This is a genomic window from Listeria valentina (genome assembly GCF_011800755.1).
In the GTDB taxonomy this organism is placed as follows: Bacteria; Bacillota; Bacilli; order Lactobacillales; family Listeriaceae; genus Listeria; species Listeria valentina.
Genome location: NZ_JAATJW010000036.1, coordinates 1 through 23,905, shown reverse-complemented (window position 1 = coordinate 23,905; position 23,905 = coordinate 1). Strand labels below are relative to the sequence as shown.

Below are 23,905 nucleotides of genomic sequence, written 5' to 3'. Positions count from 1 at the left end.
TTTCCATTTTTATAGAAAAAAACGCCCATCCCTCTTCTTTCTCATGGAGGGATGGGCGTTTTTCGACAGTCTGAAAGCTTTCGTGCTTAGCACGAAAGCTTTTTGCCATATTTAGACTTCAACTACTAGACTCACTGTACTCAATTAAAAACCGCTCAATCTCAAGCTTACTTTGTAGAACAATTCGTTTCCCATCTGGAATCTCAGCTAGCCGCTCTAAAATGTCCACTCGCTTTTTCGGATAGTCCAGCACATACTTGTAAAAAGAAAAATCAATCCGTTCAGGGCAACCAGGAGCAGAATCAGGACGTACTTTACCAAGGTTAAACAAACCTCTTTTTAATACTCGGGAAAAATAAGTATACCTAGGCAAATCGAGAAAAACCGTTAGATCAGCTTCTATAAAACGCATTGACCAAGTTGCTGTATAATTTCCTTCTATGATCCAGTCTTCCTTTTCCAAGATCAATTGCTGTACTTTTTCGCATAATTCTTGCTTTGAAGTTTCAACCCAGCCAGGCTTAAAATAAAGTGTGTCAAGATGCGTGGGCGAAATCTGAATCGCTTTTCCAAGTTTGCGAGCAAGCGTTGATTTCCCAGACCCAGGAGGTCCAATGATGTTTAATTTTGGCATGTAAATTCCCTCCTCATCAAGGATAAGACGTATCGGACATCTCGCTAAAGATCTTCAAATAATAGGGGAGTTCCTTTGGTATGTCGCTTGGCAAAACAATAAAATGTTTTTTGGCTAAGATATCTCCAATGTAACTGTGGAAAAAAACGCCCGCCAAAACGCCGCAAAGTGGAGAACAGGCTTGTTTCATCAAACCTGCAATAATTCCTGCAAGCGTGTCTCCCATGCCTCCTATTGCCATCGCAGCTGAACCATACATATTCAACCAAACTTCACCGCTTGCATAAACTTTTGTTCGATGTCCTTTTAAAATGACGACAGCTTGAAGTTGTTCCGCGCATTCAAGATTATTTTCAGCATCTGGTGTGCACTTCACGAGACGTTCCCATTCACCAGCGTGCGGAGTGAAAAATAAAGAAGCAAGTGGTTTTGGCAAATCTTCTTTTGCATAAAGAGTGATCCCATCCCCATCAATAATAAGATTTTGTTCTTTTTTGACTCCATTTAAAACAATCTCCATTAGTCGGTAGGCTTCGCCATCAAGTCCAAGTCCCGGTCCAATGAGAACCGTATCAAAAGTTGGAAGTAAACGAACCAATTCGTCGTGGTTTGTCCAGTCTAAAAACATACATTCAGGAAGTCGCGCATGAAGAGCCGAACGATTTACTGGATGGCTTGCAAGCGTTGTAAGTCCATCGCCGCTATAAACAGCACCTTGTGCCGCAAGAATTCCAGCGCCCCCATACATTTCATTTCCAGCAACGATCAAAACTTTACCGTATAAATTTTTGTAGCCTTCATCGTCTCGCTTTGTGATAAAGCCACTAATGGATTTTGGCGTGATTTTTTTCATTTAAATTCACGTTCCTTTGCAAAGATTGGATTTTCTAAAATGCGCGCGTTACAATCAATTTAATCATTCAACTTCATTTTATCGAAAAAAGGAGGGGATTGTAAAATGAAACCTGTTATTCCTGCAGTGAAAGCCGTTATTATTCAAGGAAATTCTTTTCTCGGGTTACAAAAAGCAGAAATAGCACAAGAAGTCTATGATCTACCGGGTGGGAAAATACAATACGGTGAAACGCAAAGAGAGTGTCTTGTTCGTGAAGTGTTTGAAGAAACAGGACTCCATATTACTCAACTCGCTTTATACGATACGTGGAATATGGTTTTTCCTGATTATCAAATGACGGGCATTTTTTATTTAGTGAAAATCTCTGGAAAAGATAGGATTCAGCTATCGAAAGAACATCAAGCTTATAAATGGCTTCCTTTTTCTGAAAAAGGACTGAGTGAGCTTGATATTGCTTACAGTAAATGGATGAGTCATTGGGATTTCGATTCAATTATTGAATTTATGAAATAATTAAGTCCAAATAAACAGTTTCTGCTTTTCACACTTGGAAAAAGGGGGTACAATGGAAGGGCAGAAGTTAATGATGGAAGGAATGAAATATATGAGCGAAATTAACTGGCAAGAAGAAGTTGAAAAACGAAGAGAGGATTTTCTAAAGGATTTAGAAGGTTTACTTCGTATTCCAAGCGTTCGTGATGACAGTGCCAAAACAGCTGATGCTCCATTTGGCCCAGATGTGAAAAGAGCACTAGATTACATGATCGAGCTAGGTAAAAAAGACGGCTTTACAACAAAAGAAGTAGGAAATGTTGCCGGACACATTGAATACGGTGAAGGCAAAGAACTTGTTGGCGTACTTGGCCATGTTGACGTTGTGCCTGTTGGTGACGGCTGGTCAAATGATCCTTTTGATCCTGTTTTAAAAGATGGAAAACTTTTTGCTCGCGGAGTTGCCGATGACAAAGGCCCAACAGTCGCTGGTTACTATGCGCTTAAAATCCTAAAAGAACTTGGACTTCCAATTTCAAAACGAATTCGTGTGATCGTTGGTTCAGATGAAGAAAGTGGTATGAGTTGTGTAGAACGCTACTTTGAAACAGAAGAACAACCGACAATGGCATTTGTTCCAGACGCTGAGTTTCCAATTATTCATGCTGAAAAAGGGATTTCAGAGTTAGATGTTTCTTTTAAAAAGAGCGAAAATGATGGCTACGAAGCCTTCAAGCTTGAATCTTTAGAATCAGGAGCAAGGTACAATATGGTTCCTGACCATGCCAAAGCTATCTTGAGTGAAGTTCAAGATAATGATGGTCTCAAACAAGAATTTGAAAATTTCCTTAAAAGTCATGAGGTAACAGGTGATTTTAGTGTAACAGAGAAAAACGTCACACTTTCAATCGTTGGGAAATCGGCCCATGCCATGGAACCAAACAATGGCGTAAATGCAGGACTTCTCCTTGTTGCATTCCTTGGAAAATTTGAATTAACTGGAACAGCACGTGACTTTGTAACTTTTGGAAGAGATTATCTTTTCAATGATTCAAGAGCAACAAAACTTGGAATCAATTATGAAGATAAAGAAAGTGGCGAACTGACGATGAATGTTGGTATTTTACGCTACGATGCAAAAGACGGCGGAACATTTGGGCTTAATTTCCGTTATCCAGTAACAGCTGATATGGATAAACTCAAAAATAAAATGGAAACAGTTGTTTTCGAATATAATGGTGAATATACTCATTATGATGATTCTAAACCATTATTTGTTCCAGAAGACCACCCGCTTATTCAAACTTTGCAACAAGTTTATACGGAGCAAACAGGTGAAGAAGCTACTCTTCTAGCTATTGGTGGCGGAACTTATGCACGTCACCTTGAAACGGGAGTTGCCTTTGGTGCATTGTTCCCAGGCCGTGAAGACACGATGCACCAAAAAGATGAATTCAGTTACTTTGACGATTTGTTAAAAGCCACAGCTATTTATGCAGAAGCTCTTTACAAATTGGCAAAATAAAGGGTATAATAAGAAAAATTTTACTGCTGCGGGTGCTTTTTTTCACCTGTAGCAGTCTTTTATTAAATTTAAGGAGTGACGAAGATGAAAGTATTAGTCAATGATAAAATCGTAGATCGAGAAAATGTTGCTATTGATATGGAAGACCGTGGTTATCAGTTTGGAGACGGGGTCTATGAGGTAGTTCGTCTTTATAACGGTCAGTTTTTCACATTCGATGAGCATATTGATCGGTTATACGAAAGCGCAGCCAAGATCGAACTTGTCATTCCTTACTCAAAGGATGTTTTACGAGACTTGCTACAAAGCCTTGCAAAAGAAAACGACATTCATACAGGAAACATTTACTTGCAAGTAACACGAGGCATCCAAATCCCGAGAAATCATATTATCCCCGACGATTTTCCGCTTGAAGGTATCTTAACAGCTTCTGCAAGAGAAGTTCCACGAAATGAAGCACTTTTTGTAGAGGGTGGTACCGCGATAACCAATGAAGATATTCGCTGGTTACGTTGCGACATCAAGAGTATCAGCTTACTTGGAAACATCTTGGCCAAAAACAAAGCACACCGAGCTGGCGCTTTAGAAGCGATTTTACATCGTGGTGGAACAGTTACGGAATGTTCTGCTTCTAATGTATTTATCGTGAAGGATGGCGTCTTACTCACGCACGCAGCAGATAACTTGATTTTAAATGGTATTACCCGCCAAGTGATTCTTGATGCGGCGGAAAAAGGTGGCGTTCCTGTCGAAGAAAGAGACTTCTCACTTGAAGATTTAAATACTGCTGATGAAGTTTTTATTTCAAGTACAACACTTGAAGTCACACCAATTACAAAAGTAGACGACACAGTTATTGGATCAGGAAGCAGAGGTCCGGTTACGAAAAAAGTCCACGAGTTATTTGAAGCTGAAATTGTTAAGGCTTGTGGCGAATTTGTATCCGTTCGCTAAATTTAGAAGAGAAGGGAAACCTTCTCTTTTTTTATGCTCAAAATTGGATGCGCTTCCAGCGTTCAGAAGGGTTGACAATCAAAAGTTGAGAAGCGTATAATAAACTTTGCTGATAGTTCGTATGCGAACGATTCGGAAGCGAACTATCTAAAAGGAGGAAAGAACATGGATGAAAAGTTGATTCGTGAAATTGTGTTATCATTTCGAGAGGTTTCAAAAAAGACGCATCAGATCTTATCAGAGGAGACCGATAAAAAAGAAATCACAACTGCACAGTTGATTGCGTTAAGCACATTAAAACGCGAGCCGCATTTGACGCTAGGCGAACTAGCGGAACGCATGAAAGTTTCCAAAAGTACCGCTTCTGGAATTGTTGACCGTCTTGTTAGGGCGGGTTTTTTAATGCGAAATCGTGTTGAGGAGAATCGGCGTACGCTAAATCTCGAATTAACAAAGCTTGGGGAGCAAAAGTCCGCAGAAACATATGCCTTATTTTTTAATCGACTTGAGCCGCTTCTCGAACTTGGTGAAGATACCCTTTTATCCATGTTAGATACTCACAAGCATATCATAAAAATTTTAGAGAGAGGGATCAAAGAATGAATATGAAAGCTCATGCGGCAGGAGTTAAACGTAATGGAATCTTAATCGTGATGTTGATGGGGGCGTTTGTCACAATCCTCAATCAAACATTAATGAATGTTGCTTTGCCAAGCATTATGAAAGATTTCAATATTACAGCAAGTCAAGGTCAATGGCTTTCTACAGGATTTATGCTTGTAAACGGCGTTATGATCCCGACTACAGCTTTTTTAATTGAACGTTTTACAACTAGACAATTATATCTTTTTGCAATGATCACATTTGCAATTGGAACTATTGTAGGTGGACTCGCTATTAATTATCTGATGTTAATTGCTGGTCGGATGATTCAAGCTATTGGAGCAGGTGTCGTTATGCCACTACTTACTGTCGTGGTTTTAAATTTATTTCCACTTGAACGAAGAGGTAGGGCAATGGGACTGATCGGTCTTGCAATGAACTTTGCACCCGCCATTGGGCCAACGCTTTCTGGTTGGATCGTGCAACAGTTTGATTGGCGCGATTTATTTCTATTAATCGTTCCTTTTGCGATTTTAGATGTAGTAGTCGCTGCGTTTCTTTTGAGTAATGTTGGTAAGCGCACATTTCCAAAACTTGATTTTTGGGGAGTTGTTTTCTCGACCATTGGTTTTGGTAGTTTGTTGCTTGGTTTCAGTAACGCTGGGGACCATGACTGGCTTACAGTAAATGTACTTGGGTTCATTTTACTTGGTATGATAACTCTTACTATTTTTGTCTTTTATGAAGGAAAACGCGAAACGCCGTTACTTAATTTTAAAGTATTTAAAAATGCCACTTTTACATTGACAACGATTATTAGTTTCTTTGTTGTAATGGGTCTTTTTGGTGGAATGCTTCTCCTACCAATTTATTTGCAAAATGTACGAGGGTTCTCGCCGCTTGATTCGGGTCTTGTACTACTTCCGGGAGCGCTTATGACAGCTGTTTTGTCTCCCGTGACTGGTGTATTATTCGATAAATTTGGTGCGAAATATCTCTCGCTCATTGGTCTTATTATCATGGCTGTAACTACTTTTATGTTTACGAATATGAATGAATCAACGACACTTATGTATATTATGATTGTCCAAACGATTCGAGCAAGTGGTATGGCCATGGTTATGATGCCTCTTCAAACGGCCGCTTTAAATGCTTTACCACTTTCCATGGCTTCCCACGGATCTGCGATGTTTAATACGATGCGACAAGTCGCAGGCTCAATTGGGACAGCAGCATTAATCACGGTTATGTCAAAAAGTTCCGCTTCCTTTGCTAAAACATTAACAGCAAGTGATGTTGTCGGTAAAACGAAAGAACAGATTGCGAATCACGTCCTTGTCCACGGAATTGAAATTGCTTTTATGGTAGCTGCGATTTCTAGCATTGTGGCTTGCGTGTTAACTCTGTTCCTTCGCAAAAATTCAAACGGAATGGAACCGATTGTAAAAAAAGAAACGAAATAAACGAAAGAAACGGCGTATCTTGAAAAAAGGTACGTCTTTTTTTGTAAACAGTAAAAGGCATGAAAGCGCGATTTTAATTTACTTTTTGATTCTTTTATACATCCCCGAACGTATGACTGCTTGACTTCAACCCGTTTGCGAAGTAAAATCTTTTTAGCGACACTATAAAGCAAAAGAAGTGGATGGAAGATTTCACAAAAAGGTGTGTTGAATGATGGAAGATATTTTCTTTGGAACTGAATATGAGATAATTTCTGCTGGTGGAGATACAGGACAAGCTTTTATCGCTCAACATAAAGACGAAAAATTCTTTCTGAAACGGAATTCTTCGCCTTTTTTAGCTGCCTTATCTGCACTTGATATTGTTCCTAAGCTTAAATGGACTCGTCGTGTTGAAAATGGAGATGTTATTACTGCCCAAAAGTGGATCAATGCGCGAGTGTTATCGACAGCTGAAATGGAGGACAGTAAGGTAGCTCACCTTCTTTCTAAAATCCATCATTCTGATAAACTAAAGCAAATGTTACTTAAAATGGAAGAAGCAAGTTTTTCTCCTCTGGATATGTTCCAAAATCATCAATCTATTTTTCCAAGACAGACAAAAACAGAACAAGAAGCCATTCACTATTTAGAGCAGAACTTGGAACAAATAGAAGATGGCATTCGAGTCGTTTGTCATGGAGATATTAATCACAACAACTGGATGATTTCTAGTGAGGGAGAGTTGTTCCTCGTAGACTGGGATGGAGCAATGCTCGGAGATCCTGCAATGGATGTTTCGATGCTTCTTTATCAGTATGTACCACAAGAAAATTGGAAAAACTGGCTTGAGATATATGGAGGTACCTATTCGAAAAAATGGCATCGCAAATTAAAATGGTACGCTCTTTTTCAAACGTTGCATCGTCTTGGAGAAGGGAAGCTTAGCCAAGTTGAACAACAAAAAGCAAATGAATTGTTAGATTTGATTGTAAAAGATAATGAGGTGTAAAAGTATTCATGCGAGTAAAACATAAACCTTGGGCAAAAGAAAAGCTGCAAAATCATCCGGAAATTTGCATTTCGGATCCAGCTCAGCACAAAGGAAATTGGCAAAAGTTATTTGGTAACGATCACCCGATCCATATTGAAATCGGGTCTGGTAAAGGACGTTTTGTTTCTGGCATGGCAGAAACACATCCAGAAATTAACTATATTGGAATTGAAGTGGTGGAAAGTGTACTTATCTCAGCTTTAGATAAAGTGTTAGAAAAGAATCTTTCGAATGTACGGCTTCTTTCAGTGGATGGAGCATTATTAGAAGATTATTTTGCGCCGGAAGAAGTAGCGCGAATTTATTTGAATTTTTCCGATCCATGGCCTAAAAAGCGCCACACAAAGCGGCGTCTGACCAATCCGAAGTTTCTAGACATTTATCAAAATATTTTAGCAAAAACAGGGGAGATTCATTTTAAAACAGACAATCGTGGACTATTTGAATATTCTCTACAGGCTTTTTCCGCATATGGCTTACTTCTTACGTATGTGTCACTTGATTTGCATAACAGTGACTTTGAGGGCAACATTCAAACCGAATATGAAGAAAAATTTTCGCAAAAAGGTTTTCCGATTTATCGTTTAGAAGCACAATTTGATAGAGAAAAACAGAAGCTGTAATTTCGCAGCTTCTTTTCTATAATGATATTATGTTAACTAAGGGGGATTTAAGATGCAATTAGGTGAGATGAAAATTGACTGGCTAAGAGGTGGCGAACTTCACTTGGATGGTGGAACTATGTTTGGAGTTGTCCCAAAAGCCTTGTGGTCGAAAAAATATCCCGTGAATGAAAAAAACTTAGTTCCAACGCGGACGGATCCGATTTTTGTGCAATTTCAAGGAAAAAATATTTTGATTGATGCTGGTATTGGCAACAATCGATTAACAGAAAAACAATGGCGCAATTTTGGTGTGGCTGAAGAGTCGAACGTCCATGCTGATTTACACGCAAAAAAGCTAACAGAAGAGGACGTTGACATTATACTGATGACACATTTGCACTACGATCATGTGCTTGGTCTTACTGGAAAAAGGGAAGCAGGTGACTATTATTCTATTTTCCCAAACGCTCAAATTTTTGTTGAGCAAACCGAATGGAACGAAATGCGTGAGCCGAATGTTCGTTCAAAAGCAACTTATTGGAAGGAAAATTGGGAGTCGATTGCTAATCAGGTTGTCACTTATCAAGGAGAAATCGAACCCATTTCGGGAATCAAAATGATTCACACTGGCGGTCACAGCGCTGGGCATGCAGTCATTGAATTTTCATCTGGTGGGGAAAAAGCCATTCACATGGCAGACATCTTTCCTACACATGCCCATCAAAATGTACTATGGGTAACCGCATTCGATGATTACCCAATGGACAGTATTTTTCAAAAGCAAGCTTTATTTGAAAAATGGATGGACGGGAATAGTTGGTTTTTGTTTTATCATGATGCCAAATATCGCGCTATCAAACTGAGTCCAGCTGGTGAATTAGTGGATAGCATTCTTATTTAAGAGCCCGATTTCGGGCTTTTTTTATTGGGTATTTCTCTAGGGAAGATGTTGACTTGTTAAAAACTATGATATAGACTTATTTCAATAACCCTTGTAGGGGGATATAATTCTATATACATTATGGGGGTATGTAATATATGGAGCGTAAAAAACAGCAAGCCATTGCTAACCGCTTTGCTCGAATAGAGGGACACGTCCGTAAAGTGAAAGAAATGATTCAAGAAGGGCAAGATGAGGCGGATGTGATGATCCAAGTTAAAGCGATCCAGAAAGCACTTCAAGGAGCGGAGAAGGAATTGTTGAAAGAGCAATTGATTGAACTCGTTCCAGAAGAAAATCTAAAAACAGCACATGAAAAAATAGATGCCTTTCTTCGCTAAAGCAAAACTCTACAAGACTAGAAAAAAGCAGAAACCTCGGATAAAAACCATTTTTAGATGGTTTTTCCAAGATTTCTGCTTTTCTTTTACTCAAGTAAGATAAATATCGATGATCGTTCCGGTTTTCGCATCTGCAATAAATTCGAATTGCTTTTTCTCACCTTCGCGAATCGCAGTAATCCCACCATGATAAACAAAAGTGTCAATCGCATATTTTTTGTAGTGTTGTTTTTTTAGTTGAATCCAAGAACCTTCAATCGGTCCTTCTTTTTTAAAGGCATTTTTCACATTTTCCAAAATAGCATCTCCAGAAATTTCGCGATCATCAATCACGTAATGATACACAAAATGTCCTGCAGCAGCTCCAGCAAAAGCGCCTGCTACGAAAGCTTTCCAGTCCATAATCTTTCCTCCCTAGCTTTTCTTATGTAAAGTAAACGGCAAGCTTTTACTTGCGTAGTTCTATACTATACTTTTTTATCAGTAAAAGCAATTAAAGATGACGCTTCCAAAACGTGAATTGCCGAAAGAAGTTTGGTATACTAATAAAGATATAGAAAGGGTGGGTTATGTTGGATAAAGATACCTTAGCACTTTTTAAAAGATTAACAGAATTACAAGGCGCTTCTGGCGATGAATTTCGAATCCGCGATTTTGTCCGCCAAGAAATCGAACCTGTTTCTGACGAAGTGATACAAGACCGTTTAGGCGGTATTTTCGGTGTGAGACGAGGAGATGCAAATGGACCTCGGGTGCTTGTGGCGGGCCATATGGATGAAGTTGGCTTCATGATTACGTCAATTACCGAAAAAGGATTATTGCGCTTTCAAACACTTGGAGGCTGGAACCCGCAAGTTTTACAAGCGAGCCGCGTGCAGATTATGACGGACCACGGTCCAGCAATTGGAGTGATTGCTTCCGTTCCCCCGCATTTGATGAGCGAAAAAGAGCGCTCCAAGCCAACCGATCCTAAGCATCTTTTGATTGATATTGGAGCCGATTCGAAAGAAGATGCAGAAAAAATTGGCATTCGACCTGGACAATTTGCTGTTCCAGTTTCTGAATTCACGCCGCTCGCTAATCCTAAAAAAATCATGGCGAAAGCCTGGGATAACCGTTATGGGGTGGGGCTTGCTATCGAACTCTTGAAAGCTCTTCAAGGTGAAAAATTACCAAATACACTTTTTAGTGGTGCAAACGTGCAAGAAGAAGTTGGACTTAGAGGAGCAGGCGTGAGTGCTCATATGATTCAACCAGACATTTTCTTTGCGCTTGATGCAAGCCCTGCTAATGATTTAACAGGGGATAAGACAGAGTTTGGGCAGCTTGGTGAAGGGTTTTTGATGCGTATTTACGATCGTACAATGGTTATGCACCGAGGCTTGCGCGAATTTTTGCTTGATACAGCAGAAACAAATAAAATTCCTTATCAGTACTTTATTTCACTTGGTGGTACAGATGCCGGTAAAGTACATACATCGCTAAACGGGATTCCAAGTGCTGTTATTGGCGTTCCGTCACGTTACATTCATTCGTCTAATTCGATACTACACATCGACGATTATAGTGCAGCTAAAGAAATGATCACAACGCTTGTCCGCACGCTAGATCAGTCTACGTTCGAAACGATTATAAATAATGCTTAAACGAACGGATGGGAAAGTGGGCATTTTACTTATTTTTTCATCTGTTCTAGCTTTTTTACTAAATGTCACTGGTGTAACGAAGCTAGAATGGGGCTGGATGCTAACGGCGCTTATAGCGGGGATTTTAGTTTCTGTAACTGCGTATTTCAATTCGAGAACGGCTAAAAAATGAAGTCTTCCAGATGGAAGACTTCATTTTTTAATCAAATATATACTTTAAAACTTGGACAGCTTCGGGAATTGTATTGACAGTTACGTTTGCTCGCTCGGAAAGCTCTTTTAATGGATGATGTAAATTTTCTGGCCGGATCAAAATGACAGGTTTGTTTTTAGCGAGTGCAAGCGAAACGTCCGAAGCTGTATTCCATTGCTTAAATTTTTCGCCGAAAAATGCAATGACTAAATCGGCTTTCCTTAAGAAGAGTTGCGTTCGTAAGTTGTTGATTTTAGAAGACTGGATATCTCGGTACAGCAAATCTGGCTGTGTTCCAAGGATGGTTTCACCGATTGCATCTGATTTTTCATGATTTTCTTGTGGACCAGAAAAAATGAATTCCATATTTAGTTCTTCACTGATTTGTTTTTCAAGCTCTGTGCGCCAATCCGAATGAATTTCGCCGGCAAGATAAATGTGATAAGACATAGTGAATTCACTCCTTTTTCCCCATCATAAACAAAAAATGAAAGCGTTTCAAATGGTTTGATTGCGAGCGGATTTCTGGACGAAAGGCGATTTCTTAGATAGGATTTAATGAGAAGAAAAGTGAAGGAGCGTTTATCGTGGAACAATTGAAATCAGTTGAAGAGTTTAATACATTGAAAGATAATTCAAAAGTAGTTTTTATGTTTAGTGCGGATTGGTGTGGAGATTGCCGTTTTATCGAGCCTCTTATGCCCGAAATCGAACAAGAAAACGATGATTTTAAATTCATTCATGTGGATCGGGATGAGTTTATTGATTTGTGTGCAGAGCTTGCTATTTTTGGAATCCCAAGCTTTTTAGCTTATGAAGAAGGCGAAGAAATTGGTCGCTTTGTCAGCAAAGATCGAAAAACAAAAGAAGAAATTAATGACTTTTTAGCTGCGCTGTAGGGAGGTAATCGAATTGAAAATGACTTCACTTGTGATGAAAGCGAAACTCGAGGAGCAGCTTGAAAAAGCTAACCGCTCGTTTTCGTTCGATCATGAAAAAGACCGCCTCACTGTTCGAGAAGGTGGTAAGCTTGTAACGCTTTCCTTGCCGCAAGTCATTGCACGATTTGAAGAAGACGGCGAAGAAGCCATTCAAAAAGTGATTTATTATGTGAACGAAGGACTACGCGCCTCGCTTTCGAAGCCAGATTTAAAAGCCTCATTAGAAGCGGTTTATCCTGTGATTCGTTCCAGTTCATTTCCAAAAGAAACAAAAACGGGCGAGAAATTTTTGGTTCGTGAACATACTGCCGAAACTAGCATTTACTTCGTTATCGACCAAGAAAAGGCTTATCATTTTATTACCGAGAAAATGCTACAAGATGCCGGAATTTCTGCAGCTGCACTCGCTGAAAAGGCGCTGGCGCATTTAGCTAGCCTTCCTGTTTCTTACCATCAAGATCGCGTTTCGGAAAATGATTTTTATTTTGTTCGATTGAATGATGGTTATGATGCGAGTCGCCTCTTAAATGAGTCTTTTCTTGCTGAAATGCGAGCGAAACTAACAGGTGAGATGGTCGTTGCTGTTCCGCATGCTGATGTATTAATTTTAGCAGATATTCAAAATGAGACGGGTTTTGATGTAATGGCGCATATGACTATGCAATTTTTCGCAGAAGGCGTGGTGCCTATCACTACTTTGCCATTTGTGTATAATGATGGTAAACTAGAACCGATCTTTATTATGGCAAAAAACAGACCGAAGGAGTAGAAAGTCTTGATAGTAAATGTATTTTATAATGAAAAGGGAATAGGCGATACATTAATTGTCTCTATTCAAGAAATCATAAGAGAGCATCGTGCATTTGAAACAAAAGGTGATGTAGTAAAAATTTTTGATGAAGAAACAAAGGCACTCAGCGGATTTAATATTTTTCATGCATCTCGGCATTTTTCATTGAATGCAAATGGTAAAGTAGAACTTACTGAAGCGTTTGTCGAGGAGCTGAATCGTATTATACAAGACGTTGGATTTAGCGAGCAACTTGATGTGGATCTATCTCCTAAATTTGTTGTTGGCTATGTAAGTGAACTAGATAAGCATCCAAACGCAGATAAGTTAAGCATTTGCCAAGTAGATGTAGGAGAAGGGGAACAACTTCAAATTGTGTGTGGTGCACCTAATGTTGCACAAGGACAAAAAGTAGTTGTCGCTAAAGTCGGAGCGGTTATGCCAAGTGGACTTTTGATTAAGCCTTCGAATTTACGAGGAGTAGATTCGTTCGGAATGCTTTGTGCTGCTCGAGAACTAGCTATTCCTGATGCGCCGCAAGAAAAAGGAATTTTAGTTTTGGATGATAGTGCTGAAACTGGTTCTGTATTTTCTGTATCCTTTTAATGAAATTTTGAGAAACGCCTAATTAAAGGCGTTTCTTTTTTGTTTTAATGTGTATACAATGTGTCTTCGAATTGTACTTAAAAAGCCTTCTGATGCCAGGTATAACTTTAAATTATCGCTCTGAAGAAGCCATTCATAGCAAGGGGTTAGCATGCTTTAGAATTTGGTTTTTGAGTTTTGAAGGAGATGATGATAGCTTAATTGAAATTTCTTTGATAGAATCAAACAGAAGAATTTGATTTTAGGTGTGATAAATGATGGGATGGTTAAAGAACTTCTTCTTCGGGGACATGGAAATGGAAGAAGAACGACGAACAGAAGAAAAAGTAAAAACTAAAGAGGTGCAACAGGACGTACCCAAATTAGTAAGGCAAAATCATACGATTCCTGCAAAAAAAGAAAATAAAACAACAAACAATGTACGTTCAGCGGCTAAACGAACGGCTTCACGGAAAATAGTCGAAACGAAAATGGCTTATCAATATCCAAAAGGACAGTTTCGTTTCCCGTTAATTCCGGACGAAAGAGAACACGCGGCGCCAAGAGTGAATGTAAATATTGAAGCCTCGCCAAAAAGATCAGAAAAAAACGTGACGAAAGAAGTTGCAGAGGTAAAACAACCAGAAGTTAAAAAAACACCATTTACCCCTACAGAAGTTCCTTCGCCTGTTTTTGCATTTCAAAGACGGCCAAGTCGCTTTGAGTTTAACCTTGATGAAAACTCCGTGCAAAATGAAGCAGATGATCCTCAAATTCGTTTACTTACAGAAGAAGCTGTTTTGGAGCCTCGAAATGAGCATTCAAACACAGAAGACGATTTCACATTGCAAATGACTGCTGAAGAGCATTCTAGCTCTGTTATGGTGGAGGAGCTTCCTAAAGATGAAAATCTACATTTGAAAGGCGAAGAGCTCGTTCATGAGTCGCAAGCGTTTATAGAAGAAAACGTAGCAAATGTTGATTTTGATCTAACGAGTCAGGATTTAGTAGAAGAAAATTCGGTTGAGGAGCCAGAAGAGCTTAAAGCTTTGGCTGTTAAAAAACCTCAAGTTCAGGAAGAACAGATTGAGAGCTCGACTACACAGGAAAAGAAATTCCAACCAAAAAAAGAAGTTAAAAAGTCGCACATTCCCTTTAATGTTTTGATGGTCAATCAAGATCACCCAAAAAAAGAAGAAAATTTAGATTCTGAAGAACAAACAGATGTGCACAGGCGATCTTCTAGTGAAGCTCTAGCAGCTGAGAATAGGGTAGTCGGATCTTATCACTATCCACCACTCAATTTGTTAAATCCACCAGTGATTTCAAGTCATGATAAAGAGTGGTTAGACCAAGAAGAAGCCCTTTTAAATGAAACCCTGCAAAATTTCAATGTAGCCGCACATGTTGTTGGGAGAACTCAGGGGCCTGCTGTTACGCGATTTGAAGTCCAACCCGAAAAAGGTGTCAAGGTAAGCAAAATCACGAATTTAAGCGATGACATTAAGTTAAACTTAGCTGCTAAAGATATTCGGATTGAAGCGCCGATTCCTGGGAAAAGTACGGTAGGAATTGAAATTCCTAATCCTGTAAGCAGACCCGTTATGCTTTCTGAAATTATGAAAGCACCAATTTTCCAAGACAATCCTTCGCCGCTTACAGCTGCACTAGGCTTAGATATTTCCGGTGAAGCGATTGCAACAGACTTGCAAAAAATGCCTCATGGATTAATCGCTGGGGCGACAGGGTCTGGTAAAAGTGTTTGTATTAATTCCTTGCTTGTAAGTTTGCTGTATAAAGCACGACCAGATGAATTAAAGTTGTTATTAATTGATCCGAAAATGGTTGAACTCGCTCCTTATAATAGGATTCCGCACTTGGTTAGCCCAGTGATTACGGATGCGAAAGCTGCAACAGCTGCCTTAAAATGGGCTGTTACGGAAATGGAGCGACGTTATGAGCTCTTTTCACATACGAGTGTCAGAAACATTGAAAAATATAACGAACTAGCTAATCATCCGGAACATTCTGGAGAAAAACTCCCTTATATTTTAATTGTAATTGACGAATTAGCCGATTTGATGATGGTTGCACCAAACGATGTGGAAGAATCCATTAGTCGAATTGCTCAAAAAGCACGTGCTTGCGGGATTCATATGATTGTAGCGACACAGCGTCCTTCGGTTGATGTTATTACTGGACTGATCAAAGCAAATATTCCAACACGGATTTCTTTTTCTGTATCCAGTTCCATTGATTCACGGACGATACTTGATAGCTCAGGAGCAGAAAAGCTGCTCGGAAGAGGGGATATGCTCTTTCTGCCAAGTGGTGTAAGTAAACCCGTTCGCTTGCAGGGAACTTTCGTTAGCGATGAGGAAATTGATGCAGTTGTTCGTTTTGTTAGAGAACAAGGAGAACCTCGCTACATGTTTCAAGAAGAGGATCTTGCTAAAGAAGTGCTTCGCGAAGACGAAGATGAACTCTTCTCTGCCGCTTGCGATTTTGTGATGGAACAAAATGCGGCATCGACATCTTTACTTCAAAGACATTTTAGAATTGGTTATAATCGAGCAGCTCGGCTCATGGAAAGCTTGGAGCGGCAAAAAATTGTTTCAGCGACCAATGGTTCCAAACCACGGGATGTCATTATCACGCGTGAACAATTAGAAAAACTTCGAGGAAATGATTCTGGGATCTAGTACTTATGGCACTACTGATGATTTGTTTTTCTACTTTTAAAACGTTTTCTTTGTCATATTCTTAAGCCTTTTTCCGTGATTTGAAACAATTATTTTCTATTTCTAGGTAAAGTGCTATAATAAGATTGGTTATTTGACTTGAAAGCATAATTTGGATAATTGAATATGACATAAAAAGTAAGATGATGTCTAAAAAATTTAGACACCCTCTTCTATAAAGGAAAAAAATGGGGGCTTAAAAACAATGACTGTTTATCATTTTGTTGGAATTAAAGGCGCTGGTATGAGCGCGTTAGCACAAATTTTATATGATAAAGGCTTTACTGTGCAAGGTAGTGATGTTGAAAAATATTTTTTCACACAAAAAGCATTAGAAGAAAAAGAAATTAAAATATTGCCATTTAGCGCTGAAAATATTCATGAAGGTTTGACAATTATTGCAGGAAACGCTTTTCCGGACACGCATGAAGAAATTGCAAAAGCTTTTGAGCTGGACTTGCCTGTAGTTCGTTATCATAAATTTTTAGGCCAGCTAATTGAAGACTACACAAGTATTGCCATTACAGGTTCACATGGGAAGACTTCAACAACGGGACTTCTTTCACACGTTTTAGAATCCATCCGCCCAACTTCTTATCTCATTGGAGACGGAACAGGAAAGGGAAATAAAAACGCCGAGTATTTTGCGCTTGAGGCCTGTGAATATCAACGCCATTTTCTTGCATACAGACCTACTTATGCCATTATGACAAACATTGATTGGGATCATCCTGATTACTTCAAAAGTGTAGATGATGTTTTTAGTGCTTTTGAATCGCTCGGCAAACAAGTGAAGAAAGCAATAATCGCTTTAGGCGATGACGTTCAGCTTCGAAGACTGAAAGAGGCGCTTTCGATTCCAGTGATTTACTATGGCTTCGGTGAAGAAAATGAATACCGAGCAACGAATGTTATCAAAAAAACTACTGGGACCACATTTGATGCTTATTACCATGGGGAAATGCTTGGAACTTTTGAAATTCCTTCTTATGGCGATCACAATGTCATGAATGCCCTCAGCGTTATCGCTCTTTGTGACCTAGAAGGCTTAGATATGAACGAAGTAAAAGAAGAACTTAAAACCTTTAAAGGGGTTAAACGTCGCTTTAGCATTACGGAAAAGGCGCATCAAACCTTAGTGGATGATTACGCGCATCATCCATCTGAAATCCGTGCAACAATTAACGCTGCACGCCAGAAATATCCTGATAAAAAAGTAGTAGCTGTTTTTCAACCCCATACTTTTACAAGAACACAAGCGTTTTTGCAAGGCTTTGCCGATAGTTTAAATTTGGCTGATGAAGTTTATCTTTGCGATATTTTTGGTTCTGCTCGCGAAAAAGCTGGGAATTTGACGATCTTTGATTTAGCTCGTAAAACCAAAGGTAAACATGTGATCCAAGAGCAGCATACAGAAGAATTATTGCAATACGATGATGCCGTGATTTTATTCATGGGTGCTGGTGACGTTCAAAAATTCCAAGCTGCCTATGAAAAAATTCTCGACAATCGCGAAGACTATCCAGAAGTAAATGAAAAAGCTGCTTTTTAAAACTAAAAACATAAGCCACTCTCTATTTTTAGAATAGGGTGGCTTTTTTATATTTCGAACAACATTCAAAAATATGGCTCAGGTGGCTTCTTTATGTTCATTTTGTGCAAAAAACTTAAATTGAACAGCTTTTAGTTTGAAATAACGTGTTTTATTCAAGAAAACATAAAAATCATCCAGCTCTTGAGCGTATAAAAATTCATTTCATTTTATTTTTACCTGTAAAATTGCTACAATGTTGTTAGTAAGCATACCCTTCTGTATGTTTAATACGTTTTACATATCGCTCGATGGGGTAAAGAATCAAGAATACGGAGGTGGGAGTAAATGATTGTTATCTTATACGTTGCTGCACTTATCGCGGCAATTGCTCTATTAGTCATCGCCATTTACTTAAGCAAAACTTTAAAATCAGCATCACAGACAATGAACGAAGTGGCCAAAACAGTTGAAAAAATGACCAGTGAACTGCAAGGGATTTCCGGAGAGGCTCAACAACTTCTCGATAAAACGAATAGCTTGTTAGACGATGTAAACGGAAAAGTTGCAAAAGTTGATCCAGTTTTTGATGCAATTGGAGATGTTGGAACTTCACTGCTTGGACTCAGTCAGTCGGTTCGTGAACTTGCAACCCTTGCAACGAATAAAGTTTCAGCAAATGAAAAAAAAGTAGCGCAAGCTATTTCTGTTAGCCATTCTCTACTCGCTTTTAAAGATAAATTGAAAGCAAGTAAAGTGGCTAAGCAGGCAGCAAAAGAAGCTGAAGAGGAATCAAATCTTTAATTATTTTTTAAAACTGGAGGAATGTACAATGTCTGGAAAAGATGGTTTAGATGTAAAAGACTTTTTAATTGGTGGATTAATCGGCGGAATTATTGGGTCGGTTACGGCTCTATTACTAGCGCCAAAATCCGGGAAAGAACTACGCGGGGACTTAAATGATCAAGTTGATGTATTAAAAGAAAAAGGATCCGAGTGGAAAGATATTGCTTATGAAAAAGGAATTGAAATTGGTAATGTAGCAAAAGACAAATCAAGTCAATTAAAAGATTCTGCGAACGATTTCGCTAATGTTGTGAAAGACAAATCGCAACAAATTGCAGGTGGCATCTCCAAACAAGGCAAAAACGTGAAAGATATCGTTTCTAAAAACAAAGAAGAAGATAAAGAAGCGATCGAAAAAGCTGTTGACAATGTAAAAGAAGATTTAAAAGATGCTTCTGACACTGTAAGTGATGCTTCAGATAAAGCAAAAAAAGAAGTGAAACAAACAGTAAAAGAAGGCAAAGAAGAAACTAAGAAAATCGTTGAAAAATAATCAAATTTTGCTACGAACGTGGTAAGCTTTAGAGCTTACCACGTTTTTTATGCTTGCACCAATCGCGATTGAATGTTACCATAATAATTAACAGCTATACTTTATCACTTAAAAGCGTTTAAGTTAAAAAGAAATGGTGACAAATCTATAAATATCATCTATAATGAAGGATAATTATTGATGTGGAAAAGAAGGGCGGAGAAATGGTGAATAACAATTTGGATACATTACGCGATCAAGTAGATCAATTAAATTTAGACTTACTTTCTGTAATTAATAAGCGAGCAAACCTTGTTCAAGAAATCGGAAAATTAAAAGGTGTGCAAGGGTCGCTTCGTTTTGACCCAGTTCGGGAACGTGAGATGCTCAATCAAATTGTGGAAGCAAACAATGGGCCATTTGAAGATTCAACCATTGAACATTTATTTAAAGAGATCTTTAAAGCGGGACTTGAACTTCAAGAAGAAGATCATTCGAAAGCACTTCTTGTTTCTCGTAAAAACAAACAAGAAGATACAGTTGTTTCTGTAAATGGGATTGAAATTGGAAACGGAGAACCTGCTTTCGTGTTTGGGCCGTGTTCTGTCGAATCTTATGAGCAAGTGGCTGCTGTAGCTGATTCCATTCGTGCCAAAGGACTAAAACTGATTCGAGGCGGAGCATTTAAACCGCGAACTAGTCCTTATGATTTCCAGGGTCTTGGATTAGAAGGCTTAAAAATCTTGAAACAAATTTCGGATGAATACGGATTAGGCGTTATTAGCGAAATTGTTACACCAAAAGATATCGAGCCAGCACTTGACTATGTGGATGTAATCCAAATTGGTGCAAGAAATATGCAAAATTTCGAGCTGCTTAAAGAAGCAGGGAGAGTGAATAAGCCGATTTTATTAAAACGTGGGTTATCGGCAACAATCGAAGAATTTATTGGTGCAGCTGAATACATTATGTCACAAGGAAATGGCGAAATTATTCTTTGTGAACGAGGCATTCGTACGTATGAAAAAGCAACTCGAAATACGCTGGATATTTCTGCTGTTCCTATTTTGAAAAAGGAAACCCATCTTCCTGTAATGGTTGATGTAACGCATTCGACTGGGCGTAAAGATTTATTACTTCCTTGTGCAAAAGCTGCTCTTGCAATCGGAGCAGATGGCGTTATGGCAGAAGTACATCCTGATCCCGCTGTTGCTTTGTCAGATGCTGCGCAACAAATGAATTTGCCAGAATTCGACTTATTTTGGAAAGAAATTTTGGCTTCGAATCTTCTTCCAGCTAAAACTAAGTAAATTGGAAAGGAGTTGCTTTTTAAGCAGCTTCTTTTTATAATCTAAAAAGAAAACGATTTCATATTAAAAAGGCTTTTTAAATGAGTGTTTCATGCGTATTTGGTATGAAAATTTATGAAAAACAGAAACGGTTTCAATTGCATAACAGCTCAAAGTGTCGTATTATAGGAAGAAAGGTTAAATGATGACGGTTACACAGAGTAAGGAGCTTTTTCTTTAATTATCAATGGTATGGAGTGTGAGAAGAGATGAATGTAACAATTTATGATGTGGCACGCGAAGCAAATGTTTCGATGGCAACAGTATCTCGAGTAGTGAATGGGAATCCAAATGTGAAGCCCGTTACGCGAAAAAAAGTATTGGATGTTATTAATCAATTAGGCTATCGTCCAAATGCGGTGGCAAGAGGTCTTGCAAGCAAGAGAACGACAACAGTTGGTGTTATCATTCCGGATATTTCCAATGTGTTTTATGCGGAACTTGCGCGAGGAATTGAAGATATTGCGACAATGTATAAGTATAATATTATTTTGAGCAGTTCTGATGAAAATGAGGATAAAGAGCTGCAGGTGTTAAATACCTTATTAGGTAAACAAGTGGATGGAATTATTTATATGGGCGAGAAGATTACAGAACAACTACAAGAAGAATTTAATCGTTCTCCTGTGCCTGTTGTACTCGCTGGAGCAATTGATATGGAACAGAACTTAGCTTCGGTTAATATTGACTACTTAGAAGCAACGAAAGCGGCAGTAGAGTTGTTTATTCAAAACGGTCATAAGCAAATTGCTTTTGTAACAGGTTCGCTTGAAGAGCCTGTGAATCGTGAACTTAAGTTAAAAGGGTACCAAGAAGCTCTAAAAAAAGCTGGCATTAGTTATGATGAAAACTATGTCATTGAAGCAGATTATGATTATAATTCTGGAGTTCGCGCTTTTGAACAATTAAACCAGTTGGATAAACGACCAAATGCAGTTATTGTTACAGATGATGAGCTGGCAATTGGAATTTTAAACACAGCGCTAGATGCGGGTGTCAAAGTTCCTGATGAATTAGAAATCATGACAAGTAATAATACTAAACTTACGCTGATGAGCCGTCCGCAACTTTCCACGATTGTACAACCGCTTTATGACATTGGGGCTGTTGCAATGCGTCTTTTGACGAAATTAATGACCAGTGAAGAAGTTGACGAAAAAACAGTGGTTCTCCCACATAGTGAGAAACTTCGAGGCACGACGAAATAAATTGTAGCTTGACGAATCGAAAAATTTTGTGCTATAAATAGATTATAACTTAATAATGTAAATGACGAGGAACGGACGAAGTAGACTGTTTATCCCTTTTTTAGAGAGCCGGTGGTTGCTGCAAATCGGTAAATATAAACGGATTGAATTACATCCTGGAGTCATGTCACGCAGGAAATGGCGTGAACGGGTTTGCCGTTATTGAATGAAGTTGAAAAAGTTGGGTGGTACCACGTTTAAACACGTCCCTTCGCTCTTTTATAAGAGCGGAGGGCTTTTTTTATTTTAAAAACAAGAAAGAGGGGAATTTGATGAATATTATTGATGAGCTAGAATGGCGCGGAGCTATTTATCAACAAACAGATGAAAGTGGATTACGAGATTTAACAGAAAAAGAGTCCATTTCACTTTATTGTGGGATTGATCCGACAGGCGATTCCATGCATATTGGACATTTAATTCCATTTATGATTTTGCGTCGCTTTCAAGATGCGGGACATAAGCCGATTATTTTAGTCGGGGGAGCAACTGGGACCATTGGTGATCCAAGTGGAAAGAAAGAGGAGCGTAAACTTCAGTCGCTTGAACAGATTAATAAAAATGTTGAAGGACTGAGAGCTCAACTAGGGCAAATCTTTGATTTTGATGGAAATTCGGCAGCTACGATGGTTAATAATTATGACTGGACAAAAGATTTATCCATTCTTGATTTTTTACGTGACTACGGGAAAAGTTTTAATGTCAATACCATGCTTGCAAAAGATATTGTTCAAAGTCGGTTAGAAGCAGGAATTTCATTTACGGAATTTGCTTATCAAATCCTTCAAGCAATGGATTACAACCATTTATATGAATTTCATAATTGTCGCTTGCAAATTGGTGGATCTGATCAGTGGGGGAATATTACGGCAGGGCTGGATTTAATTCGCAAAAAGCAAGGAGAAGATGCAAAAGCATTTGGCCTTACCATTCCACTTCTCACGAAAGCTGATGGAACCAAATTTGGGAAAACAGAAGGTGGCGCTATTTGGCTTAATCCGGAAAAGACAACGCCATATGAGTTTTACCAATTTTGGCTGAATACGGACGATCGTGATGTTGTGAAATATTTAAAATACTTTACCTTTTTAACAGAAGCAGAGATTGCTGATCTGGCTAAACAAGTTGAACAAGAACCACATCTTCGGGCAGCGCAAAAAACACTAGCAGCTGAGATGACGAAGTTTATTCATAGTAAAGAAGCCCTTGATACAGCTATCAAAATTTCACAGGCTCTCTTTAGCGGAGACATTCGCGATTTGACTGCAGATGAAATTGAGCAAGGATTTAAAGATGTTCCAAGCTTTACAAGTAAAAAGGAAGAAAAGAATCTAGTGGATTTCTTGGTGGAACTTGGAATCGAGCCGTCGAAGCGTCAAGCGCGTGAAGATGTTTCAAACGGGGCGATTTATCTTAACGGAGAACGTGTTCAGGACTTGGAAAAAGTAGTCGCAGAAGCTGACAGGATCGAAAATCGCTTTACAATTGTTCGCAGAGGGAAAAAGAAATACTTTTTAGTTCGTTATTAATGAAAAAGAAGGAACGCTAATTTATTGTAGCGCTCCTTCTTTTTCTATTTATTTAACTGGCTTGCTGCTTTTTTAGGCAGTTCTTTTTTGGCAACTTCTTCATAAGAGGTTACCCCTTTATCTTTCTTATAGTAGATGTGCAAGTAAGCCCCGACGCGTAAATTTTTTTGAGCAGTGAACTTGAGCTGTTTGGCTTTTCCATTTTCGTCATAGCCGGTTAAGGTATACTCATAGTCAGTCAAAGTTTTGCCACTTGAATCTCTTTCTGTCATAGGTTTGCCGTTTTTTTCAATGGCAACGTAGTAATCCTCAGCTCCAATATGATTATAATTTGTAAAATAATAGCCCAGTGAAAATGCGAGTCCAAGGATGATGACGGCTACAATGATTATTACAGTAATCATTTTCTTCATTGTTTGGCCTTCTTTCTTTATAAGATAGTTATAGTATAAAGGATTTCCCAAGCAAATTCATGCGCTGTAGGTGACAAATCAATAAAGAGATCTTACAAATTTGTCATTTAAAAAAGAAAAGAATCTTGCTTTTATAGCACGATTTCAGACTGTAGACAAAGTAGTGAAAAACTTTG

26 protein-coding genes and 1 other annotated feature are annotated in these 23,905 nt (G+C 38.7%); of the genes, 21 read left to right on the top strand and 5 right to left on the bottom strand.

Annotated elements, in window-relative coordinates; translation table 11 throughout:
• Positions 1-118 precede the first annotated feature (118 nt).
• Entirely contained in the window at positions 119-634 is a 516-nt protein-coding gene (locus HCK02_RS09130; protein WP_167629812.1) for a P-loop NTPase family protein, read from the bottom strand.
• Between the two features lie 16 nt (positions 635-650).
• Entirely contained in the window at positions 651-1,487 is an 837-nt protein-coding gene (locus HCK02_RS09125) for an NAD(P)H-hydrate dehydratase (RefSeq protein WP_167629811.1), read from the bottom strand.
• A gap of 105 nt (positions 1,488-1,592) precedes the next feature.
• Between HCK02_RS09125 and HCK02_RS09120 the strand changes: the two genes are divergently transcribed.
• The 9 genes from HCK02_RS09120 (at position 1,593) to HCK02_RS09080 (ending at position 9,446) form a co-directional block, all read left to right on the top strand.
• Entirely contained in the window at positions 1,593-2,003 is a 411-nt protein-coding gene (locus HCK02_RS09120; protein WP_167629810.1) for an NUDIX domain-containing protein, read from the top strand.
• Positions 2,004-2,094: 91 nt separating this feature from the next.
• Entirely contained in the window at positions 2,095-3,507 is a 1,413-nt protein-coding gene (gene pepV, locus HCK02_RS09115; RefSeq protein ID WP_167629816.1) for a dipeptidase PepV, read from the top strand.
• An 84-nt stretch (positions 3,508-3,591) separates the two neighbouring features.
• Positions 3,592-4,461, top strand: coding sequence for a D-amino-acid transaminase (gene dat / locus HCK02_RS09110; RefSeq protein ID WP_167629809.1), 870 nt, complete (start codon positions 3,592-3,594; stop codon positions 4,459-4,461).
• Positions 4,462-4,626: 165 nt separating this feature from the next.
• A complete protein-coding gene (locus HCK02_RS09105; RefSeq protein ID WP_167629808.1) occupies positions 4,627-5,064 on the top strand; it encodes a MarR family winged helix-turn-helix transcriptional regulator in 438 nt (145 codons plus the stop codon).
• The gene (mdrM, locus tag HCK02_RS09100) at positions 5,061-6,527 is read left to right on the top strand and encodes a multidrug efflux MFS transporter MdrM (protein WP_167629807.1); all 1,467 of its coding nucleotides are present in this window, start codon (positions 5,061-5,063) and stop codon (positions 6,525-6,527) included. Before HCK02_RS09105 ends, mdrM begins: the two co-directional genes overlap by 4 nt.
• A 214-nt stretch (positions 6,528-6,741) precedes the next feature.
• The gene (locus tag HCK02_RS09095) at positions 6,742-7,518 is read left to right on the top strand and encodes a phosphotransferase family protein (protein ID WP_167629815.1); all 777 of its coding nucleotides are present in this window, start codon (positions 6,742-6,744) and stop codon (positions 7,516-7,518) included.
• 8 nt (positions 7,519-7,526) lie between these two features.
• Positions 7,527-8,183: a tRNA (guanosine(46)-N7)-methyltransferase TrmB gene (gene trmB, locus HCK02_RS09090; protein ID WP_167629806.1), complete on the top strand. Its 657-nt coding sequence runs from the start codon at positions 7,527-7,529 to the stop codon at positions 8,181-8,183.
• A gap of 52 nt (positions 8,184-8,235) precedes the next feature.
• The gene (locus HCK02_RS09085) at positions 8,236-9,066 is read left to right on the top strand and encodes a YtnP family quorum-quenching lactonase (RefSeq protein WP_167629805.1); all 831 of its coding nucleotides are present in this window, start codon (positions 8,236-8,238) and stop codon (positions 9,064-9,066) included.
• A 137-nt stretch (positions 9,067-9,203) separates the two neighbouring features.
• A complete protein-coding gene (locus tag HCK02_RS09080) occupies positions 9,204-9,446 on the top strand; it encodes a metal-sensitive transcriptional regulator (protein WP_167629804.1) in 243 nt (80 codons plus the stop codon).
• A 90-nt stretch (positions 9,447-9,536) separates the two neighbouring features.
• Here HCK02_RS09080 and HCK02_RS09075 read toward each other — a convergent pair whose 3' ends face one another.
• Positions 9,537-9,848 carry a PepSY domain-containing protein gene (locus HCK02_RS09075; protein WP_115752475.1) on the bottom strand — a complete coding sequence of 104 codons (312 nt, stop codon included), beginning with the start codon at positions 9,846-9,848 and terminating at the stop codon, positions 9,537-9,539.
• 170 nt (positions 9,849-10,018) lie between these two features.
• Between HCK02_RS09075 and HCK02_RS09070 the strand changes: the two genes are divergently transcribed.
• Positions 10,019-11,092 carry a M42 family metallopeptidase gene (locus tag HCK02_RS09070; RefSeq protein WP_167629803.1) on the top strand — a complete coding sequence of 358 codons (1,074 nt, stop codon included), beginning with the start codon at positions 10,019-10,021 and terminating at the stop codon, positions 11,090-11,092.
• The gene (locus HCK02_RS09065; RefSeq protein WP_167629802.1) at positions 11,085-11,264 is read left to right on the top strand and encodes a hypothetical protein; all 180 of its coding nucleotides are present in this window, start codon (positions 11,085-11,087) and stop codon (positions 11,262-11,264) included. Before HCK02_RS09070 ends, HCK02_RS09065 begins: the two co-directional genes overlap by 8 nt.
• A gap of 27 nt (positions 11,265-11,291) precedes the next feature.
• Here the strand turns inward: HCK02_RS09065 and HCK02_RS09060 are convergent, their stop codons facing one another.
• The gene (locus tag HCK02_RS09060; RefSeq protein ID WP_167629801.1) at positions 11,292-11,735 is read right to left on the bottom strand and encodes a YtoQ family protein; all 444 of its coding nucleotides are present in this window, start codon (positions 11,733-11,735) and stop codon (positions 11,292-11,294) included.
• A gap of 137 nt (positions 11,736-11,872) precedes the next feature.
• On the opposite strand from HCK02_RS09060, the gene HCK02_RS09055 reads away from it, so the two are divergent.
• From HCK02_RS09055 to tyrS, 10 genes are all read left to right on the top strand, one after another.
• A complete protein-coding gene (locus HCK02_RS09055) occupies positions 11,873-12,184 on the top strand; it encodes a thioredoxin family protein (protein ID WP_167629800.1) in 312 nt (103 codons plus the stop codon).
• A gap of 19 nt (positions 12,185-12,203) precedes the next feature.
• Positions 12,204-12,995: a DUF1444 domain-containing protein gene (locus tag HCK02_RS09050; RefSeq protein ID WP_167629814.1), complete on the top strand. Its 792-nt coding sequence runs from the start codon at positions 12,204-12,206 to the stop codon at positions 12,993-12,995.
• Between the two features lie 6 nt (positions 12,996-13,001).
• Entirely contained in the window at positions 13,002-13,622 is a 621-nt protein-coding gene (ytpR, locus tag HCK02_RS09045; RefSeq protein WP_167629799.1) for a YtpR family tRNA-binding protein, read from the top strand.
• A gap of 257 nt (positions 13,623-13,879) precedes the next feature.
• Positions 13,880-16,303, top strand: coding sequence for a DNA translocase FtsK (locus tag HCK02_RS09040; protein WP_167629813.1), 2,424 nt, complete (start codon positions 13,880-13,882; stop codon positions 16,301-16,303).
• Positions 16,304-16,547: 244 nt separating this feature from the next.
• Positions 16,548-17,894 (top strand): UDP-N-acetylmuramate--L-alanine ligase, encoded by a 1,347-nt coding sequence (gene murC / locus HCK02_RS09035; protein WP_167629798.1) that lies wholly within the window; start codon positions 16,548-16,550, stop codon positions 17,892-17,894.
• A gap of 327 nt (positions 17,895-18,221) precedes the next feature.
• A complete protein-coding gene (locus HCK02_RS09030; RefSeq protein ID WP_167629797.1) occupies positions 18,222-18,677 on the top strand; it encodes a DUF948 domain-containing protein in 456 nt (151 codons plus the stop codon).
• Between the two features lie 28 nt (positions 18,678-18,705).
• Positions 18,706-19,212, top strand: coding sequence for a YtxH domain-containing protein (locus HCK02_RS09025; RefSeq protein WP_167629796.1), 507 nt, complete (start codon positions 18,706-18,708; stop codon positions 19,210-19,212).
• 203 nt (positions 19,213-19,415) lie between these two features.
• The gene (locus HCK02_RS09020) at positions 19,416-20,501 is read left to right on the top strand and encodes a bifunctional 3-deoxy-7-phosphoheptulonate synthase/chorismate mutase (protein ID WP_167629795.1); all 1,086 of its coding nucleotides are present in this window, start codon (positions 19,416-19,418) and stop codon (positions 20,499-20,501) included.
• 248 nt (positions 20,502-20,749) lie between these two features.
• Complete coding sequence (gene ccpA / locus HCK02_RS09015; RefSeq protein ID WP_167629794.1) at positions 20,750-21,748, top strand: catabolite control protein A; 999 nt, start codon at positions 20,750-20,752, stop codon at positions 21,746-21,748.
• A gap of 58 nt (positions 21,749-21,806) precedes the next feature.
• Positions 21,807-22,001, top strand: a binding site (T-box leader).
• A 58-nt stretch (positions 22,002-22,059) separates the two neighbouring features.
• A complete protein-coding gene (gene tyrS, locus HCK02_RS09010; RefSeq protein ID WP_167629793.1) occupies positions 22,060-23,316 on the top strand; it encodes a tyrosine--tRNA ligase in 1,257 nt (418 codons plus the stop codon).
• A gap of 44 nt (positions 23,317-23,360) precedes the next feature.
• Here the strand turns inward: tyrS and HCK02_RS09005 are convergent, their stop codons facing one another.
• Positions 23,361-23,729, bottom strand: a complete 369-nt coding sequence (locus HCK02_RS09005; protein ID WP_167629792.1) for a YxeA family protein — start codon at positions 23,727-23,729, stop codon at positions 23,361-23,363.
• Positions 23,730-23,905 lie beyond the last annotated feature (176 nt).

What these genes read in the sequence shown, in the direction of transcription:
- HCK02_RS09130 (WP_167629812.1), bottom strand. Translation starts at nt 634, where the DNA reads ATGCCAAAATTAAACATCATTGGACCTCCTGGGTCTGGGAAATCAACG.
- HCK02_RS09125 (WP_167629811.1), bottom strand. Translation starts at nt 1,487, where the DNA reads ATGAAAAAAATCACGCCAAAATCCATTAGTGGCTTTATCACAAAGCGA.
- HCK02_RS09120 (WP_167629810.1), top strand. Translation starts at nt 1,593, where the DNA reads ATGAAACCTGTTATTCCTGCAGTGAAAGCCGTTATTATTCAAGGAAAT.
- pepV (WP_167629816.1), top strand. Translation starts at nt 2,095, where the DNA reads ATGAGCGAAATTAACTGGCAAGAAGAAGTTGAAAAACGAAGAGAGGAT.
- dat (WP_167629809.1), top strand. Translation starts at nt 3,592, where the DNA reads ATGAAAGTATTAGTCAATGATAAAATCGTAGATCGAGAAAATGTTGCT.
- HCK02_RS09105 (WP_167629808.1), top strand. Translation starts at nt 4,627, where the DNA reads ATGGATGAAAAGTTGATTCGTGAAATTGTGTTATCATTTCGAGAGGTT.
- mdrM (WP_167629807.1), top strand. Translation starts at nt 5,061, where the DNA reads ATGAATATGAAAGCTCATGCGGCAGGAGTTAAACGTAATGGAATCTTA.
- HCK02_RS09095 (WP_167629815.1), top strand. Translation starts at nt 6,742, where the DNA reads ATGGAAGATATTTTCTTTGGAACTGAATATGAGATAATTTCTGCTGGT.
- trmB (WP_167629806.1), top strand. Translation starts at nt 7,527, where the DNA reads ATGCGAGTAAAACATAAACCTTGGGCAAAAGAAAAGCTGCAAAATCAT.
- HCK02_RS09085 (WP_167629805.1), top strand. Translation starts at nt 8,236, where the DNA reads ATGCAATTAGGTGAGATGAAAATTGACTGGCTAAGAGGTGGCGAACTT.
- HCK02_RS09080 (WP_167629804.1), top strand. Translation starts at nt 9,204, where the DNA reads ATGGAGCGTAAAAAACAGCAAGCCATTGCTAACCGCTTTGCTCGAATA.
- HCK02_RS09075 (WP_115752475.1), bottom strand. Translation starts at nt 9,848, where the DNA reads ATGGACTGGAAAGCTTTCGTAGCAGGCGCTTTTGCTGGAGCTGCTGCA.
- HCK02_RS09065 (WP_167629802.1), top strand. Translation starts at nt 11,085, where the DNA reads ATGCTTAAACGAACGGATGGGAAAGTGGGCATTTTACTTATTTTTTCA.
- HCK02_RS09060 (WP_167629801.1), bottom strand. Translation starts at nt 11,735, where the DNA reads ATGTCTTATCACATTTATCTTGCCGGCGAAATTCATTCGGATTGGCGC.
- HCK02_RS09050 (WP_167629814.1), top strand. Translation starts at nt 12,204, where the DNA reads ATGACTTCACTTGTGATGAAAGCGAAACTCGAGGAGCAGCTTGAAAAA.
- HCK02_RS09040 (WP_167629813.1), top strand. Translation starts at nt 13,880, where the DNA reads ATGGGATGGTTAAAGAACTTCTTCTTCGGGGACATGGAAATGGAAGAA.
- murC (WP_167629798.1), top strand. Translation starts at nt 16,548, where the DNA reads ATGACTGTTTATCATTTTGTTGGAATTAAAGGCGCTGGTATGAGCGCG.
- HCK02_RS09030 (WP_167629797.1), top strand. Translation starts at nt 18,222, where the DNA reads ATGATTGTTATCTTATACGTTGCTGCACTTATCGCGGCAATTGCTCTA.
- HCK02_RS09025 (WP_167629796.1), top strand. Translation starts at nt 18,706, where the DNA reads ATGTCTGGAAAAGATGGTTTAGATGTAAAAGACTTTTTAATTGGTGGA.
- HCK02_RS09020 (WP_167629795.1), top strand. Translation starts at nt 19,416, where the DNA reads ATGGTGAATAACAATTTGGATACATTACGCGATCAAGTAGATCAATTA.
- ccpA (WP_167629794.1), top strand. Translation starts at nt 20,750, where the DNA reads ATGAATGTAACAATTTATGATGTGGCACGCGAAGCAAATGTTTCGATG.
- tyrS (WP_167629793.1), top strand. Translation starts at nt 22,060, where the DNA reads ATGAATATTATTGATGAGCTAGAATGGCGCGGAGCTATTTATCAACAA.
- HCK02_RS09005 (WP_167629792.1), bottom strand. Translation starts at nt 23,729, where the DNA reads ATGAAGAAAATGATTACTGTAATAATCATTGTAGCCGTCATCATCCTT.